18 protein-coding genes are annotated in these 16,467 nt (G+C 59.6%); all 18 read right to left on the reverse strand.

Going from position 1 to position 16,467, the window contains the following annotated elements; genetic code table 11:
• Positions 1 to 12 precede the first annotated feature (12 nt).
• Positions 13 to 1,557 (reverse strand): L-arabinose ABC transporter ATP-binding protein AraG, encoded by a 1,545-nt coding sequence (araG, locus tag AC07N8_RS18215; protein WP_483841344.1) that lies wholly within the window; start codon positions 1,555 to 1,557, stop codon positions 13 to 15.
• A gap of 63 nt (positions 1,558 to 1,620) precedes the next feature.
• The gene (locus AC07N8_RS18220) at positions 1,621 to 2,625 is read right to left on the reverse strand and encodes a substrate-binding domain-containing protein (RefSeq protein ID WP_140667323.1); all 1,005 of its coding nucleotides are present in this window, start codon (positions 2,623 to 2,625) and stop codon (positions 1,621 to 1,623) included.
• Between the two features lie 122 nt (positions 2,626 to 2,747).
• Positions 2,748 to 3,566, reverse strand: a complete 819-nt coding sequence (locus tag AC07N8_RS18225) for an SDR family oxidoreductase (protein ID WP_493145236.1) — start codon at positions 3,564 to 3,566, stop codon at positions 2,748 to 2,750.
• 195 nt (positions 3,567 to 3,761) lie between these two features.
• On the reverse strand, positions 3,762 to 4,637 hold the full coding sequence (locus tag AC07N8_RS18230; RefSeq protein WP_493145238.1) for an SMP-30/gluconolactonase/LRE family protein: 876 nt from the start codon (positions 4,635 to 4,637) through the stop codon (positions 3,762 to 3,764).
• Positions 4,638 to 4,705: 68 nt separating this feature from the next.
• Positions 4,706 to 5,422: a FadR/GntR family transcriptional regulator gene (locus AC07N8_RS18235; protein ID WP_483841347.1), complete on the reverse strand. Its 717-nt coding sequence runs from the start codon at positions 5,420 to 5,422 to the stop codon at positions 4,706 to 4,708.
• A 92-nt stretch (positions 5,423 to 5,514) separates the two neighbouring features.
• The gene (locus AC07N8_RS18240; protein ID WP_483841348.1) at positions 5,515 to 6,075 is read right to left on the reverse strand and encodes a DUF1285 domain-containing protein; all 561 of its coding nucleotides are present in this window, start codon (positions 6,073 to 6,075) and stop codon (positions 5,515 to 5,517) included.
• 16 nt (positions 6,076 to 6,091) lie between these two features.
• Positions 6,092 to 6,697: a DUF4823 domain-containing protein gene (locus tag AC07N8_RS18245; protein WP_483841349.1), complete on the reverse strand. Its 606-nt coding sequence runs from the start codon at positions 6,695 to 6,697 to the stop codon at positions 6,092 to 6,094.
• Between the two features lie 233 nt (positions 6,698 to 6,930).
• Entirely contained in the window at positions 6,931 to 7,899 is a 969-nt protein-coding gene (locus tag AC07N8_RS18250; protein WP_483841350.1) for a GTP 3',8-cyclase MoaA, read from the reverse strand.
• A 139-nt stretch (positions 7,900 to 8,038) separates the two neighbouring features.
• Positions 8,039 to 8,677: a TetR/AcrR family transcriptional regulator gene (locus AC07N8_RS18255; protein WP_008152317.1), complete on the reverse strand. Its 639-nt coding sequence runs from the start codon at positions 8,675 to 8,677 to the stop codon at positions 8,039 to 8,041.
• A 387-nt stretch (positions 8,678 to 9,064) separates the two neighbouring features.
• Entirely contained in the window at positions 9,065 to 9,853 is a 789-nt protein-coding gene (locus tag AC07N8_RS18260) for a TatD family hydrolase (protein ID WP_059182344.1), read from the reverse strand.
• A 14-nt stretch (positions 9,854 to 9,867) separates the two neighbouring features.
• A complete protein-coding gene (locus tag AC07N8_RS18265; protein WP_483841351.1) occupies positions 9,868 to 10,224 on the reverse strand; it encodes a PilZ domain-containing protein in 357 nt (118 codons plus the stop codon).
• 42 nt (positions 10,225 to 10,266) lie between these two features.
• Positions 10,267 to 11,253 (reverse strand): DNA polymerase III subunit delta', encoded by a 987-nt coding sequence (locus tag AC07N8_RS18270; protein ID WP_483841352.1) that lies wholly within the window; start codon positions 11,251 to 11,253, stop codon positions 10,267 to 10,269.
• Positions 11,246 to 11,878, reverse strand: a complete 633-nt coding sequence (gene tmk, locus AC07N8_RS18275; protein ID WP_483841353.1) for a dTMP kinase — start codon at positions 11,876 to 11,878, stop codon at positions 11,246 to 11,248. Before tmk ends, AC07N8_RS18270 begins: the two co-directional genes overlap by 8 nt.
• Positions 11,879 to 11,897: 19 nt before the next feature.
• The gene (mltG, locus tag AC07N8_RS18280; protein ID WP_493145243.1) at positions 11,898 to 13,115 is read right to left on the reverse strand and encodes an endolytic transglycosylase MltG; all 1,218 of its coding nucleotides are present in this window, start codon (positions 13,113 to 13,115) and stop codon (positions 11,898 to 11,900) included.
• A 3-nt stretch (positions 13,116 to 13,118) separates the two neighbouring features.
• Positions 13,119 to 13,934, reverse strand: coding sequence for an aminodeoxychorismate lyase (gene pabC / locus AC07N8_RS18285; protein WP_483841355.1), 816 nt, complete (start codon positions 13,932 to 13,934; stop codon positions 13,119 to 13,121).
• Entirely contained in the window at positions 13,934 to 15,178 is a 1,245-nt protein-coding gene (gene fabF, locus AC07N8_RS18290) for a beta-ketoacyl-ACP synthase II (protein ID WP_027924042.1), read from the reverse strand. Before fabF ends, pabC begins: the two co-directional genes overlap by 1 nt.
• Before the next feature lie 109 nt (positions 15,179 to 15,287).
• Positions 15,288 to 15,524, reverse strand: a complete 237-nt coding sequence (gene acpP, locus AC07N8_RS18295) for an acyl carrier protein (RefSeq protein ID WP_003442511.1) — start codon at positions 15,522 to 15,524, stop codon at positions 15,288 to 15,290.
• A gap of 191 nt (positions 15,525 to 15,715) precedes the next feature.
• Complete coding sequence (fabG, locus tag AC07N8_RS18300) at positions 15,716 to 16,459, reverse strand: 3-oxoacyl-ACP reductase FabG (RefSeq protein ID WP_027924041.1); 744 nt, start codon at positions 16,457 to 16,459, stop codon at positions 15,716 to 15,718.
• Between the last annotated feature and the right edge of the window lie 8 nt (positions 16,460 to 16,467).

Here is a 16,467-nt window from a genome sequence, read left to right on the forward strand (position 1 = left end):
CATAGTCACCTCTCAGTTCGCCACGCCGTCAGCGCGTTGGCGCGGCAAAGCCAGTTGCAGCAGGTTGGATTCATTGGCCTCGGCGCGAGACAACTCGCCGCGCATCGCGCCTTCGCAGAGCACCAGAATGCGGTCGGAAATACCCATCACTTCCATCAGGTCGCTGGACACTACGATCACCGCGATGCCGCTTTCGGCCAGGTTATGGATGATCTGGTAAATCTCGGCTTTGGCGCCGATATCGATGCCGCGCGTTGGCTCGTCGAGCAGCAGGACTTTCATCGGCATCGACAGCCAGCGACCGAGAATGGCCTTCTGCTGATTGCCGCCGGACAGGTACATGATTTTCTGTTCGGCGCTGGGCGTCTTCACCTTCAGCGCCTTGATATGTTTGTCGGCATTGCCCTTTTCCCACAGGCCACGCAACAGGCAGCCGAAAGTGGAATGTGCGCCGCGTGCGCTGATATTGATGTTCTCGGCGACGCTGGCGAGCGGGATGATGCCCTCCTTCTTGCGGTCCTCGGGACACAGCAGAATCCCGGCCGCAATCGCGTCGCGAGGTGAGCGCAACTTCAGTTCATGGCCGCGCAATTCCAGGCGTCCGGCGGTATTGCGCTCCAAGCCGCTGAGCAGGCGGAACAGCTCGGTGCGCCCGGCGCCGACCAGCCCGAACAATCCAAGAATCTCGCCTTTGTGCGCCTCGAAACTCACTGGCTCACGCAAGCCAGGGCCGAGCAGGCCATCGACCTTGAGCGCCACCGCACCACGTTGCCGAGCGCGGTAGTCGTAGATGTCCTGAATGTCGCGACCGACCATGCACGTCACCAATTGGTCGTGAGTCAGTTCGCTCATGTCCTCGAAGGTGCGCACGTAGCGGCCGTCCTTGAACACCGTCACCGCGTTGCAGATGCGGAACACTTCTTCCATGCGATGGGAGACGTAGAGCACCACTTTGCCTTCGTCGCGCAGGCGTCCGATGATCGCCATCAAGCGGTCGATCTCGCGCGCGGACAGGCTGCTGGTCGGTTCGTCGAACGCAATCACATGGGCGCCTCGGGACAACGCCTTGGCGATTTCCACCAGTTGCCGCTGCCCGAGAGACAGGCGCCCGACTTTCTCTTGCGGGTCGATTTCATCGGCCAGGCCTTTGAGGCAAGCCAACGCCTGTTGGCGCAAGGCGCCACGATTGATCAGGCCGAAACTGGCCGGCAAGTGCCCTAGAAACAGGTTCTCCGCCACGGTCATTTCCGGCACCAGGTGCAGTTCTTGATGGATCACCGCGACGCCGCTGGCGATGCTGTCGGCGGTGGATTTGAACGCCATCGTCTGCTCGCCGATCTGCAGGTCACCGCTGCTCGGCGTGTAGGCGCCGCCGAGGATTTTCAGCAGGGTCGATTTGCCGGCGCCGTTCTCGCCCATCAAGGCGTGAACCTGTCCCGGGTGCGCGACGAAGCTGATGCCGTCCAGCGCCTTCACGCCGGGAAAGGTCTTGCCGATCCCGTTGAAGCGCAGGCTGCCGCCGACGCTGTGCTCATGTGTCTGTACTTGCGCGTGCATAAACCACCTCTTCACAGATCAGGCAGCCCCGTCGCCAAGGCCGCCGTTGAAATCAACCGCGCCTCAGTTCCAGAGGCCGATCTTTTCCAGTTCCTGCTTGAAGTTCTCGCGCGTGATCAGCGTCACGTCGTCCATGGCAGTGAATTTCGGCGGTTCTTTGCCGGTGGTGACCCAGTCAAACATCATGCTGGCGGTGTTGTAGCCTTCGATGTGCGGGCTTGGCAGCATCGAGCCAAAGAAGCCGCTATTGGGCTTTTTCAGTTCGCCGATAGCGTCCGTACCGTTAATGCCGATGCCGATGACGTTGGCCGCTGCAAAACCGGCGGTTTCGGTAGCGCGCACGCCGCCCAGCACCGTGTTGTCGTTCATACCGCCGATGATCAGGTTTTTCGCGCCACTCGGCAGTTTCACCAACGCAGAGTTGGTGGCGTCCATGCTGCCCGGGACGTCGAGGGTTTTCTGCGCGGTGAAGAGAATGTGGTCTTTCGGGAAACCGGCGTCTTCCAGCGCCTTGACCGAGCCGTCGGTGCGCTTCTTGCCGGTGTCGAGTTCGTTGAACGTGTTGATCACCGCGTAGGTGTCTTTCCAGTCCCAGCCGCGTTTCTTCGCTTCGGTGGCCATCGCCGCGCCCTGTTTCTGGCCGACTTCAAAGGCGGCCATGCCGAGGTAAGGCACGTCTTCCATGAACTTGCCGTTGGCATCGACAAAACGATCATCGACTGCCATCACTTTCAAACCGTTGGCTTTGGCCTTGGCCACGATGGCCGGACCGAGGCCGACGTCTGGCGGGCAGATCACAAAACCCTTGGCGCCGTTGGCCGCAAGACTGTCGATGGCAGACAGGGTTTTCTCGCCGTCCGGCACGGCAATCTTGATAACGGTGAAGCCTTTGTCTTTACCGGCCTTTTCAGCGAAGGCCCACTCGGTCTGGAACCAGGGCTCCTCCGCTTGCTTGACCAGAAAACCGATTTTCACTTCCTCGGCTGCCAGCAGCGTACTGCTCAGGCTAACCGCGGTGACCGCCAAGGCGGCACAGCACAGGGAACGGATCCCGCGACGACGATTCATAAGCTGACTCCTTGTTATTTTTTTTGAGCGTTATTTGAAAGCCGGTGAAACGTTGGAGCTAATAGTCATATCGTATGATGATTGGCTTTCGGACGGAGTTCCGCGCCTGAAAGTGGTTTTATTCAGTCGTGGTACATCACCGAGCGCCCACCATCGATGGTGATGCACGAGGCATTGATGAACGGCGCTTCGTCGCTGGCCAGGAACACGGCGGTCATGGCCACTTCCATCGGTTGACCGATGCGACGCGGCGGATGCAACTCCAGGGCGCGCTGACGCTCGGCATGCGGGTCGGCAAACCCGTTCCAGTAATCCACGTTCAATTGGGTTTCGATGTAACCCGGTGCGATGGCGTTGACGCGAACGCCTTTGGCCGCGTATTCGATGCCGAGTGCACGGGTCAGGCCGAGCAAACCGTGCTTGGCCACCGGGTACGGGAAACAGCCCGGGATGATGTGGCTGGAATGGGTCGACGCAATGTTGATGATGCTGCCGATGCCCTGCTCGATCATTTGCGGCAGCACAGCCTTGCAGCCATACCAGGCGCCGTCGAGGTCGATGGCGAAACAGCGACGCCAATCCTCTTCGCTCATTTCCAGTGGATCGCGGAACACGTTGACCCCGGCGCAGTTGACCAGGACGTCGATGCGGCCGTGCAGGTCGATCGCCAGTCTGGCCATGGCGTGCAGGTCTTGCTGGTGCGAGACGTCGGCCTTGATCGCTACCACGTCCGCACCTTGTTCACGCCAATGCGCTGCGACTTTCTCGACTTTTTCCGCCTGGATATCGCTGATGATCAGCTTGGCCTGCTGGGACGCGAACGTCGCGACGATGGCCTCGCCGATGCCTTGGGCAGCGCCGGTCAGCAACACCACCTTGTTTCTCAGGCGCTCGCCTTTGGGCGGTTCCGGCACCGCTGGCAAAGAAAGAGGTTCAGCCATGAATCAAGACTCCTTTTGCGGGCACGACAAAAACCGGGCATCTGTCGATGTCCGGTCAAAAGACTGTCTGGAAAATCGCTGCATCACTTCACCTGTTTTGTTTTTTTAAGTGTGAGTGCGTGTAACTGATGGCCGACTATAAACCTGCCCGGCAAATAATCTCAATATATAATTTTACATCCCATATTTTGGGATTCACCCAGCGAAACGCGTACACGGTTTTCCGGCCACATCCACTCGAAGCGACAACACTGCGCCATCCAGCGGATGGTCGAGGGGGCTCGCTGCGCTGGTGATGTACAGGGTTTTCAGGTCTTCGCCGCCGAATACGCAGCTGGTGGGACGGCTGACGGGCAGTTCGATGATTCGATCGACGTGACCGTCCGGGGTCAGTCTTATCAGGCAACCGCCATCCCAGCGGGCGTTCCAGATGTAACCTTCGGCGTCCATGGCCGAGCCGTCGGGGACCCCACGCTTGTCGGGGCCGAACCAGACGTAAGCGGTGTCCAGATTGCCGTCGGCGTGGATGAAGTATCGGTACAGCGTGGCGTCGAGGCTGTCGGCGAAAAACAGCGTGGTGGCGTCTTCGCTCCACAGCAGCGTGTTGGGAATTCCCAGTCCGCGAAGCAGCGGCGTGACCCGCGCATCGCGGTCGATGCGAAACAATCCGCCGGAGCGACGGGTAACCGGCAAGTCTTCGCCGTTTTCGCCGATGTTGTTCTGCATGGTGCCGAGCCAGAGCCGACCCTGCGCATCGCAGCGAGCTTCGTTGGGGCGGTTGCCGGGTTGCGGGTCGGCCATGCAGAGCAAGGTCAGGCGTGGCTCAAGTCCTGGGGAGTCGAGATCCAGACGATAGACACCGCTGCTCAGCGCGACCAGCGCATCACCGCTTTCGCAGGGGATGAACGCGGAGACGTGCTCCGGCATTTCCCAGATCTGGACGTTGGCGCCGATCAGCCGGAGGGCTTGTTTGCCGGCGATGTCGACCCAGTACAGCGCCTGTGTCGGGGCATCCCAGAACGGGCCTTCACCAAGCCGCGCCCGGTGCTGGGTCAGCGCATTCAACGTCATGAAACCTCCTGCCTTGTTCTTGTTTTTAATGTGGGAGCGAGCCTGCTCCCACAGGGGATTCTTTGTAGTTAGCCGGTTTTTTTATCGGCCATGACTTGGGGGTAGAAGCGTTTGATCGCCAAGTCTGCGTTATCGATCAGGGTCATGCACGCCCACACCCCGCGCGCGGCATCGCGGGCGGCGATGGCGTCGGCCATGTCTTTGTGGATGGGCAGCGTACGCCGCAGTTCGTCGGGGTCGGCGGCGGACACTTCGAACGACACCGCCAGCAGCGCGCCGAGCGCCGGGACCATTTGTTCGATGAATTGATTGTGGCTGGCGGCGAGGATGCACTCGTGGAACACCCGGTCGGCGCGGTTGTAATCGGCGCCACTGTCCACCGCCCGCTCCAGCGCGTTGTAGGCCAGGAGGATGGCCTGCACTTGCTCGACCGTCGCCCGTTCACAGGCCCAGCGCACAGCCATCGGCTCGATGGTGCGGCGCAGGTCGAGCAAATCGTCGACGAAGTTTTCCGGCAAACCGCTGCGTGACAGCCAACCGACGACTTGCGGATCGAAGAGGTTCCAGCGGCGCACCGGCAATACTCGTGTGCCGACTTTCGGCCCGACTTCGAGCATGCCTTTGGCGACCAGGGTCTTGATGGCTTCACGGATGACGGTGCGGCTGACACCGAGCTGCTCACCGAGGTCGGCTTCGACCTTGAGGGTTTCACCGGGCTTGACCTCGCCAGCGGCTATCCAGCAACCCAGCCAATCGACCGTTGAGGCATGAAAACTGCTGGACATGGAAACCTCAAAACCGCGCGCGATGGAGCGATACGCTAATCATCATACGATTGGGTGTCAATTGGATTCTCGAAAGTCCACAGGGGGATGTATTAAGGCTCTAGACCGATGGGGAAGAACTCGCCGCCACTCCACACGCCAAGCCAGCGTTGCCCGTCGATTTCACGGGTCACGGCCAGTTCCACCAACTGGTAGAACACATTGCGGTGGATCAGGGCTTCGAGATTGGTCCGCACATGCACATAGGGCGCAGGCTCTTGAGTGACTGGATCGATGACCACACGAATCGGGTGTTCCGTGCCTGCCTCGGCCGTTTCATCCACGTTGGTGGTGAACCGCAGGAGCTGCGCCTCACCCTCGCCTTCCACATCGACGGCAATCGCCACGAACGGCGCATCGTCGACCTTGATCCCGACCTTCTCGACCGGTGTGATCAGGAAGTAATCATCGCCATCGCGGCGAATGATGGTCGAAAACAGTTTGACCATCGGCTTGCGCCCGATCGGCGTGCCCAGGTAATACCAGGTGCCGTCGCGGGCGATGCGCATGTCGATGTCGCCACAGAAATCGGGGTTCCACAGGTGAACCGGCGGCAAGCCTTTGGTCTTGGGGATTTGCCCCAACAAGTCGTTGGCTTTTTGCGGGCCACTCATGGCGTTCTCCTTAAAATTACTGGTCACTGATCCCGATCAGGCTGCGCGCGTATTGCTGCAGGGGTGGGCCGATCAGGTCTCCTGGCGAGGTGTCATGGAACGTCAGTAAACCGCCACGACTCTTGATGCGTGCAGTATCAATCAAATACTGGGTGCTGGTCTCGATCAACATGATTTGAATCACGCCGCTGTCGATGCCGAGGCGGTCCACGTACTCCTGATCGAGCCACTCATCGGAGTTGCCGATGCGGTCGTCAGCCTTGGCGAACCGCGTGTAAAGCAGGTAATGAGCACCGGCGGCACGGGCTTCAGCCATGGCCTGGTCGAGGCCTTCGGGTGCGCGGGCGCGGCGGACCATCGGGAAGTATTCGATAAAGCCGTTAAAAGCTTCTTCGGCCACCACGTTTGGACGCGGGTAAGGATTGCCCGGTGGCGAAAAGGCACCTTGGGCAATGTAGATGAACGAATCCGGCTGAATCCGCAGGTTATTCACTCGACGGCTGTCGCTGTGATCCAGCAGCCCCGCGTCGCTCATGTGGTAGCGAGTCCCTTCAGCCATGTCGCTGACATTCATGCAGCCACCAAGCGCCAAAACGGCCAGCAGCAAAACCAGGCTACGCATCCTACCCTCCAGAGGCCGGTGACGGAAAACCGGCGAATGGCCATGGGATGCAGCTTCCGCGCCAGTCCTTGAGACTTAAGAAATCTCCGGTTTGATAACGCACATTTGTGGCGAGGGAGCTTGCTCCCGCTCGGTTGCGCAGCAGCCGTAAATGCTGAGGAATGCAGTGTCTTTGTTAGTTCAGGGGCCGCTTCGCGCCCCAGCGGGAGCAAGCTCCCTCGCCACAGAGAATGTCAGCCGCCGATGATCTTCATGATCGTCGCACCGCCGGAGAACGCCACTTCCTGCTTGTCACCCAAAGCCTTCACCAGCAGCCGCTGCAACGCGGGCAGCGCTTGATGGCGAGGCTTGTCGAGCAGGTCGCCGACATAATGGCGATTGCTCGACGACAAGCAGCCGTGCAGCCAGCCCGTGGACGACAGACGCAAGCGCGAGCAGGTACGGCAGAACGGAACACTTTCATTGGCGATCACACCAAAGTGCCCCTGTCCCGGAATCGCATAACGCACCGCAGTGGCATCGACCGGCGCATCGGCCTGCAGATACTCATAACGCTCGCCAATCAGGCTCAGCAACTGCTGGAGGCTGACGAACTGTTGCAGGAACGCATTGGAGTCGGTGGCCAGGTGGCCCATGCGCATCAGCTCGATGAAGCGCAACTCATAGCCGCGCTCCAGGCAGTAATCGAGCAGCGGCATCACCTGATCAAGGTTCTGTCCGCGCAGCGGGACCATGTTGACCTTGATCTTCATGCCTGCCGCGCTGGCCTGGTCCATGCCGTCGAGCACGGTCGCCAGATCGCCGCCGCGCGCAATGCTGCGAAAGGCGCTGGCGTCCAGGGTGTCGAGGGAAACGTTGATACGACGGATGCCGGCGTCCACCAGCAACGGCAGCTTTTTCGCCAGCAGCTGACCATTGGTGGTCAGGCTGATGTCTTCCAGGCCCATCTGGCCGACGGCGGTCATGAAGGCTTCGAGTTTGGGGCTGACCAGCGGCTCGCCGCCAGTGATGCGCAACCGCTCGATGCCGGCCGCTTCGATCAAATACGCCACGCCGCGCGCCATGGCCTCGGCCGACAATTCATCCTGCGCAGCCACCAGCCGCTTGCCGTTGGGCACGCAGTAGGTACACGCGTAATTGCAGGCTGAGGTCAGACTGATCCGCAAATTGCGAAAACGCCTGCCTTGACGGTCAACGATCATGGATCACTCCGGCGATGGACAAGTGGAACGCGCAAAACTTGACTCAGAATTCAAGTTTTGGCAAGTCCCAAGCCTGAGTATATTCCTGCGGTACTGCGCCATATAGCGAAATCATGGCGCAATCAGGCAGCTGAATGGTTCAGCTGCTCGGAGTGTCGGTATCGCGCTTGCGCTTGTTGCCCATGCGCACACCGATGTCCATCAGGAACTGGAAGAAGCCTTCCTGATCTTCCAGCACATTGCTCCAGAACGGCGAGTGATACAGCGCGACAGCGCCATGCACCAGCGCCCAGGATGCGCAGTAATGGAAGTACGGCGGCACGTCTTCGAGTTTGCCTTCGCTGATCCGGCCCTTGATCAGCAGGGTCAGGCGTTCGAAGTTAGAAGCGCGAATCTTGTGCAGCTCCTCGACCATCTCCGGCACTTGATTGCCCTTGACCACTTTTTCTTCCAGGCGGTCGAACAACCGATAACGTTGCGGATCGCGCATGCGGAATTCGAAGTAGGCCCGGGACAGCGCTTCCTTGTCCTTGTCGACATCGGCCGAATGCAACAGCTCGTTCAAATCACGCTCGTAATCGAGCATCAGGCGCAGATAGATCTCCGCCTTGGATTTGAAGTGCTTGTAGATCGTGCCTTTGCCGATACCGACGGCATCAGCAATCATCTCGACGGTGACACTGTCTTCACCTTGGTCGAGGAACAGCTTGAGCGCGGTATCGAGAATTTCTTGCTCGCGGCGACGAAACTCACGGACCTTACGAGGTTCTTTATGCATAAGAAAAGGTCTGTTGGGGGTCAAAATTCGAAGCCGCGTATTATGCCTAACTTACGCAAAAATGCACGGATCATCCGACCATATCTGTGTTTCTTGATGATTTCCCGCAGGCTCGCTCATTGATGAGAACTCTTCCGAAGCGGGCGTATTCCAAAATTGTTTAAAAACCGGGGCCCGTAAACTGGACTAGGCGCAATAGTGATCAATACTTGAACTGTCGGCGAGACATCTCCCCCAAGTGTTGCGCCGATATTGGTACCAACGGACCGCGTACCATTGTTTTACTCCTAATGGTCTTAACCCGGATTCACCCCCCAGAACCCGGGTTTTTTTTGCCTGCGATTTGACCCTGCGTAGCGAGCCGGCCCGCGATGGCGGCATTGAGTCCTAAACCGGTTTCACATGCGCCAAAGGGAACAGCCGCTTGAAGTTCTCGGTGGTCTGCTCGGCAAATCGCTCGTAAGGCTCACCTCGCAACATGGCCAGAAACTCCGCGACTTCCCTGACGTACTGCGGCAGGTTCGGCTTGCCGCGATACGGGATCGGCGCGAGGTACGGCGAGTCGGTTTCCACCAGCAAGCGGTCGGCAGGTACCTTGCTGGCCACATCGCGCAACGCGTCGGCATTGCGGAAAGTGACAATACCGGACAAGGAAATGTAATAGCCCATGTCCAGCGCGGCCTTGGCCATGTCCCAGTCTTCGGTGAAGCAATGCAGCACGCCCGCCTGTGGCAGTGCCGCCTCACGCAGCAAGCTTAAAGTATCGGCACGGGCGCCGCGGGTGTGGATGATCACTGGCTTGCCGGTCTGCTGGGCCGCTTGCAGGTGCAGGCGAAACGACTCCTGCTGCAACTCGGCCGCTTCCGGCTCGTAGTGATAATCCAGACCGGTTTCACCAATCGCGACGACGCGCGGGTGATTGAGTTCACGCAACAACCAGTCCAATGCGGGCGCAGCACCCGGCTGCACGTCCAGCGGATGCACGCCGACCGAACAGTCGACGTCGTCATAACGTTCGGCCAGGGCTTTGACGTCGGCGGCGTTATCGACACTGACGCCGATGCACAGAAAGTGCCCTACCCCGCGCTGACGGGCCGCATCGAGTGCAGCATCCAGGGAGCCGTCGTGGGCGGCGAGGTCGAGACGATCAAGGTGACAATGGGAATCTACGAGCATAAAAGGGCTGCAACTTACATCGTATGAGTGGGACGGTCGGACTTGAGGGCTCCGGCCAGGTGGTTTTCGATTCGACTGCGCGCCGTGTTGTCGCCGTCGTTGAACTGCACGCCAACGCCGGCGGCGCGGTTGCCCTGAGCGCCTTTGGGGGTGACCCAAGTGACTTTGCCCGCGACCGGAATCTTTTCGGCATCGTCCATCAGGTTCAGCAACATGAAGACTTCATCGCCCAACTTGTAGCTTTTGTTGGTCGGGATAAACAGGCCGCCGTTTCTGATGAAGGGCATGTAGGCCGCGTACAACACGGATTTGTCCTTGATGGTCAGGGACAAAATGCCGTTACGCGGCCCCGGGTTGACGAGTTCATTCATGCGGACCTCCACTGCTGATGCACAGAGTCTAGGCGCAGACGATCACTTCTGGGTAGGCAACGAGGCCCATTGCACCAATAGCGCTTCCAGCAACAGCGCCGGATTGAGGTTGGCTTTGCTCATCACCTTCTGACGCTGGGCGAGGATCCAGTCCTGGATAGTCAGGACTTTATCCTGAGCGGCTTTCTGCGCCAGGTACTGAATCACCTTACGCATGTCCGTCAATCCCAGACCGTTTTCATCCTGGGTCAACTGATAGCGCAGGATCAGGCTCGACCAGTCGCAAAACCAGTCGAACAGCAACAACTGCGGAATGGTTTTCCATTCTTCGGCCAATTGCGTCGGCGATTGCTGTTGCTTGAGCAACTTCTTCACGCCCTCCACCACCAGCGCGCGCTGTTCGCGCACACCCTGGGCCTGCAACTTGACCGCGCCCAGCGGAGAACCGGCGGCCAGCGTCAGCAATTCGACGCGCTCCTCTTCCGAACTGTCCGGCAAGGCCTTCGCCAGCCACGCGAGGCTCATCGCTTCGCTCGGCAGTGGGCAGGCCTGCTGCACGCAGCGGCTCTTGATGGTTGGCAACAGGCGACTGGTCTGGTGACTGACCAACAGCAGAACGGTATCGCCCGACGGCTCTTCGAGGCTTTTGAGCAAGGCGTTGGCGGCGTTGACGTTCATCGACTCGACCGGCTCGATCAACACCACTTTGCGCCCGCCCATCTGCGAGGTCTGCACCACGAAGCTGACCAGATCGCGGACCTGATCGACCTTGATCGCCTTGTCGGCTTCTTCCGGCTCGAGGATGTAATTGTCGGGATGGCTGCCAGCCTTCAGCAGCAGGCAGGATTTGCATTCACCGCACGCGTCCTGCGCGGTGGGACGCTGACACAGCAGGCTGGCCATCAAGCGTTCCGCCAGCGCGCGCTTGCCGATCCCGGCCGGGCCATGCAGCAGATAGGCGTGAGCGTGTTGCTTACGACCGGCCAACTGTTGCCAGAGGCTGTCCTGCCACGGATAGGCTTCAGCCACGGGTCAACTCCAGCAGACGCGGCAACAAGGCGTCCAGCGCTTGCTGAACCTGCACCAGCGGCTGGGCGGCATCGACCAGCACATAGCGCGCCGGATCCGCCTCAGCGCGCTTGAGGAACGCACTGCGCACGGCATCAAAAAAGGTTCGGCCTTCGAGTTCGAAACGGTCCAGGCGACCGCGAGCACTGGCGCGGGCCAGGCCCACTTCCACCGGCAGGTCGAAGATCAGCGTCAGGTCCGGGCGCAGATCGCCCTGGACGAAGGTTTCGAGCGTCGCGATGCGCTCCAGCGACAAACCGCGACCGCCGCCCTGATAGGCGTATGTGGAATCCGTGAAGCGATCACATAACACCACCGCACCACGGGCCAGCGCCGGGCGAATCACTTCGGCCAGATGCTGGGCGCGCGCGGCAAACACCAGCAGCAGTTCCGTGTCGGGGTTCATGACTTCATCAACCGGGGCCAGCAGCACTTCGCGAATCCGCTCGGCCAACGGCGTACCACCCGGTTCGCGGGTCAGCAGCACTTCGATACCGGCTGCGCGCAGGCGCTCGGCCAAGTATTCGCGATTGGTGCTTTTGCCGGCGCCTTCCGGGCCTTCCAGGGTAATAAACAAGCCAGTCACGGGCAGTCCTTATCAGAAATTATTGCGGGCTTTGCGGAGCGACAGCTTCCGGTGCGGGCTCGGATGCCGGTGGAGGTGCAGGTTCAGGCGTCGGTTCTTGCGGCGCCACGGAAGGCAAGGCCTCGGGATCAGGATCAGGCGAAGCCGCCGGAATCGGCGCCTCGGCCTCCGGTGCTTCGCCATTCACCGCCTCTGGCCCAGGGATCGGCGCCGGGCTGGAACGATAATCGGCGCGACGCTTGAGCTGGTACTCGCGCACTGCATTGTTATGGGCATCCAGATCATCGGAGAACACATGGCTGCCGTCGCCACGCGCAACGAAGTACAGGCTGTTGCCGGCCACCGGGTTCAAGGCGGCATGGATGGCTTCGCGGCCGACCATGGCAATCGGCGTCGGTGGCAGCCCCGAGATCATATAGGTGTTGTACGGGGTCGCTTCCTTGAGGTGGGCGCGGGTCAGTTTGCCGCTGTAGCGATCACCCAGGCCGTAGATCACCGTCGGGTCAGTCTGCAGCAACATGCCGATCGCCATGCGTCGAACAAAGACCCCGGCAATCTGCCCGCGCTCTTGCGGCACGCCGGTTTCCTTTTCCACCAGCGAGGCCATGATCAGCGCCTGATAGGGTTCGGTGTACGGCGCATCAGCAGAACGTTGATCCCACTCTTTGGCGAGGACTTCGTCGAGGCGATCATAGGCTTTTTTCAGCAGATCGACGTCGCTCATGCCACGCACGAAGCGATAGGTGTCGGGGAAGAAACGACCTTCCGGGAAAATCCCGCGATGACCGAGTTTCTCCATGACCTGGCTATCGCTCAAACCTGCAATTGTCTGCTCGAGCTTTTCATCTTTGGCCAGGGCGGCGCGGACCTGACGGAAATTCCAGCCTTCGACCAGCGTCACGCTGTACTGCACCATTTCGCCGCGCTTCCATAGATCGATCAGCCCTTCAACCGTCATGCCCGGAAGCATGCGGTATTCACCACTGTGCAACGGTTGCCTGGGCAGATTGAAGCGCCAGTAAACGCGCAGCCAGAACGCGTCCTTGATGACGCCATCGGCTTCCAGTCGATAGAAGGTGCGGGTGGGTGTCGTGCCTTTGGGCACGTCCAGCAGTTCTTCCTGGGTGATGTTCAGCGGTTGTTCCAGCGCCGAATGGATTTTCCAGGCAGAAGCGCCCAGACACAGCCCCGCCAGTACCAATCCGGTTTCCAGCAGCAGCAAGAATTTACGTCTCACGTATCAAGCATCCAGTAGCGCGCGGGCAATGGTTTGGAGTTTACGGGTGAGCGGCCCAACCGGCCAGCTCAGCGCAGCATAGGCGCGCACCGGCCAAACGCCATACACGCTGTTGCAGACAAAGACTTCATCGGCCCATTGCAGCTGTTCGAGCGTGATGTCGCTCACTTGCGTGGGGATCCCCGATGACTCAGCTTGAAACAATAACTCGGCACGCATCACACCGGCCACGCCGCAGCGTTTCAAATCGGCGGTGATCAGCACACCATCGCGCACCAGGAACAGATTACTGAACACACCTTCGATCACGCGACCGGCCTGATCCAACATCAAGCCTTCGGCATGTTCGGTATCTTGCCATTCGGAGCGGGCAATCACTTGCTCAAGACGGTTCAGGTGTTTGAGCCCGGCAAGCAAGGGTTGTTTTGAAAGTCGTGTGGTACAGGGGAACAAACGAACGCCCTGCTCGGCGTGCGCAGCTGGATAAGCCGCGGGCGGATTGCCTTGCAGAATGCGTCGGGCTTGCGCCGAAGGATCGGCGGCATAACCGCGCAGACTGTCACCTCGCGTGAGGATGAGCTTGAGCACGCCCTCACCGAGTGCTGCGGCATAGGCCAGCAATTCGTCGCGAACCAGTCCCTGATCCGCAGTGATCGACAGGCGCGAACAGCCTTGTGCCAGCCGCGACAGATGCCGCTCAAGCAACAGCGGCTGTCCGCCACGCACGGCAATGGTCTCGAACAGACCATCACCGTAAGCCAGGCCGCGATCCTTCAGCGACAGAGCGTCAGCCGGCTGACCGTCGACCCAGCTGTCCATCAGTCAGCGAACCGGCGGAACACCAGCGAGCCGTTGGTCCCGCCAAACCCGAAGGAGTTAGACAGCACCACATCGATGTCCATGTTGCGCGCCGTGTGCGGCACGAAGTCGAGGTCGCAACCTTCGTCCGGCTCATCGAGGTTGATGGTCGGCGGCGCGACCTGGCTGTTGATTGCCAGCACGCTGAAGATCGCTTCGACAGCGCCCGCCGCACCCAACAGGTGACCGGTCATGGACTTGGTCGAACTGACCGCCAGCTTGTAGGCGTGATCGCCGAACACCGACTTGATCGCGCAGGCTTCGGCAAGGTCGCCGGCCGACGTCGAGGTGCCGTGGGCGTTGATGTATTGAACCTGATCAACGTTGACCTTGGCATCGCGCAGGGCGTTGGTGATGCAACGTGCAGCACCCGCACCGTCTGCCGGTGGCGAGGTCATGTGGTAAGCGTCGCCACTGGTGCCGAAGCCGATCAGCTCGGCATAGATGGTCGCGCCGCGCGCCTTGGCGTGTTCCAGTTCTTCGAGAACCAGAGCACCGGCACCGTCGGACAAGACGAAGCCATCACGGCCCTTGTCCCACGGACGGCTCGCACGGGTCGGCTCATCGTTGCGGGTCGACAGTGCGCGGGAAGCACCGAAGCCGCCCATGCCCAGACCGCACGCAGCCATTTCGGCGCCACCGGCAATCATCACGTCGGCTTCGTCGTACATGATGTTGCGGGCTGCCATGCCGATGCAGTGCGTACCGGTGGTACACGCGGTGGCGATGGCGTAGTTAGGTCCCTGTGCACCCAGGTGGATGGACAGGAAACCGGAAATCATATTGATGATCGAGCCTGGCACGAAAAACGGAGAGATCCGCCGTGGGCCGGAATCATGCAGGGTGCGGCTGGTTTCTTCGATATTGGTCAGACCGCCAATACCCGAGCCCATGGCCACGCCGATGCGTTCACGGTTGGCGTCAGTGACTTCCAGCCCCGAGTTACGCACCGCCTGAAAACCTGCGGCCAGACCGTATTGAATAAACAGGTCGAGCTTGCGCGCTTCCTTGACCGACAGGTATTCCTCGACATTGAAGCCCTTTACCGAGCCGCCAAAACGGGTGGAATAGGCAGAAAGGTCGGTGTGTTCGATCAGACCAATGCCACTGCGGCCAGCCAGAATGCCCTGCCAACTGCTCGGCACATCCGTGCCCAGTGGCGACAACATACCCATACCGGTGACTACGACGCGTCTACGCGACACAGCACTCTCCTTTTTTCAAATGACGACTTTGCATCAGGCCTAAAGAAAAAACCGCACGCCGTGATGGCAGTGCGGTTTTTCCATGACAGCAAGCAACGATTACAAGCTATTAAGCCTGGTGGTTAGTAACGTAATCGATTGCGGCTTGTACAGTAGTGATCTTCTCAGCTTCTTCGTCAGGGATTTCGGTCTCGAATTCCTCTTCCAGAGCCATCACCAGCTCAACGGTGTCAAGGGAGTCGGCACCCAGGTCTTCAACGAAGGAAGCAGTGTTGACCACTTCTTCTTCTTTAACGCCCAGTTGCTCAGCAACGATTTTCTTGACGCGCTCTTCGATGGTGCTCATACCTTGTTTTCACTCCTAATGGACAAATTCAGGCAGCTGGCCAGTGGGTAAGTGTATAGAAAGACTTTTCAGCTTTTCAACTGAAAGCTTCACTCCTCAAACCCGACAGCCCTCTGCCTATAAATAGATTGCAGCTTTATAACGGATTTTAGACAGCTCGTATGACATTTTTTTGAAGCGATCCGTCACATTTAACTCATGTACATCCCGCCGTTCACCGGGATTGTAGCCCCAGTAACGTAAGCCGCACCGTCCGACGCAAGAAAAGCGACCACAGACGCGATCTCTTGTGCTTGTCCCAGACGGCCCAGCGGAATCTGCGTCTGCAAGGCTTCACGCTGTGCCTCGGGCAATTCGCGAGTCATATCAGTATCGATGAACCCAGGGGCCACCGAGTTTACCGTAATCGAACGCGAACCGACTTCACGCGCCAGTGCACGGCTGAAACCTTCCAGACCGGCCTTGGCGGCTGCGTAGTTTACTTGGCCTGCGTTGCCCATGGCACCCACAACCGAGCCAATACTGATAATTCGTCCCCAACGGGCTTTGGTCATACCGCGCAAAACGCCCTTGGAGAGGCGGAACAGACTGTTCAGGTTGGTATCGACAACGTCATGCCACTCGTCGTCTTTCATGCGCATCATCAGGTTATCGCGGGTGATACCGGCATTGTTGACCAGGATCGCCGGCGCACCGAATTGTGCAGTGATGCTCGCCAGTACCGCAGCAACGGATTCGTCGCTGGTGACGTTGAGCTCAAGACCCGTGCCTTGGATACCGTTTTCTTTCAGGGTCGCGGCGATGCGCTCGGCACCGGAAGCGGAGGTCGCGGTACCAATCACGATGGCGCCCTGACGACCCAGTTCCAGGGCGATGGCCTGGCCGATGCCACGGCTCGCGCCGGTGACCAGTGCAACTTTACCTTGCAGGCTCATGCAAGTTT

The organism is Pseudomonas sp. GW821-FHT10C09, assembly GCF_059415465.1.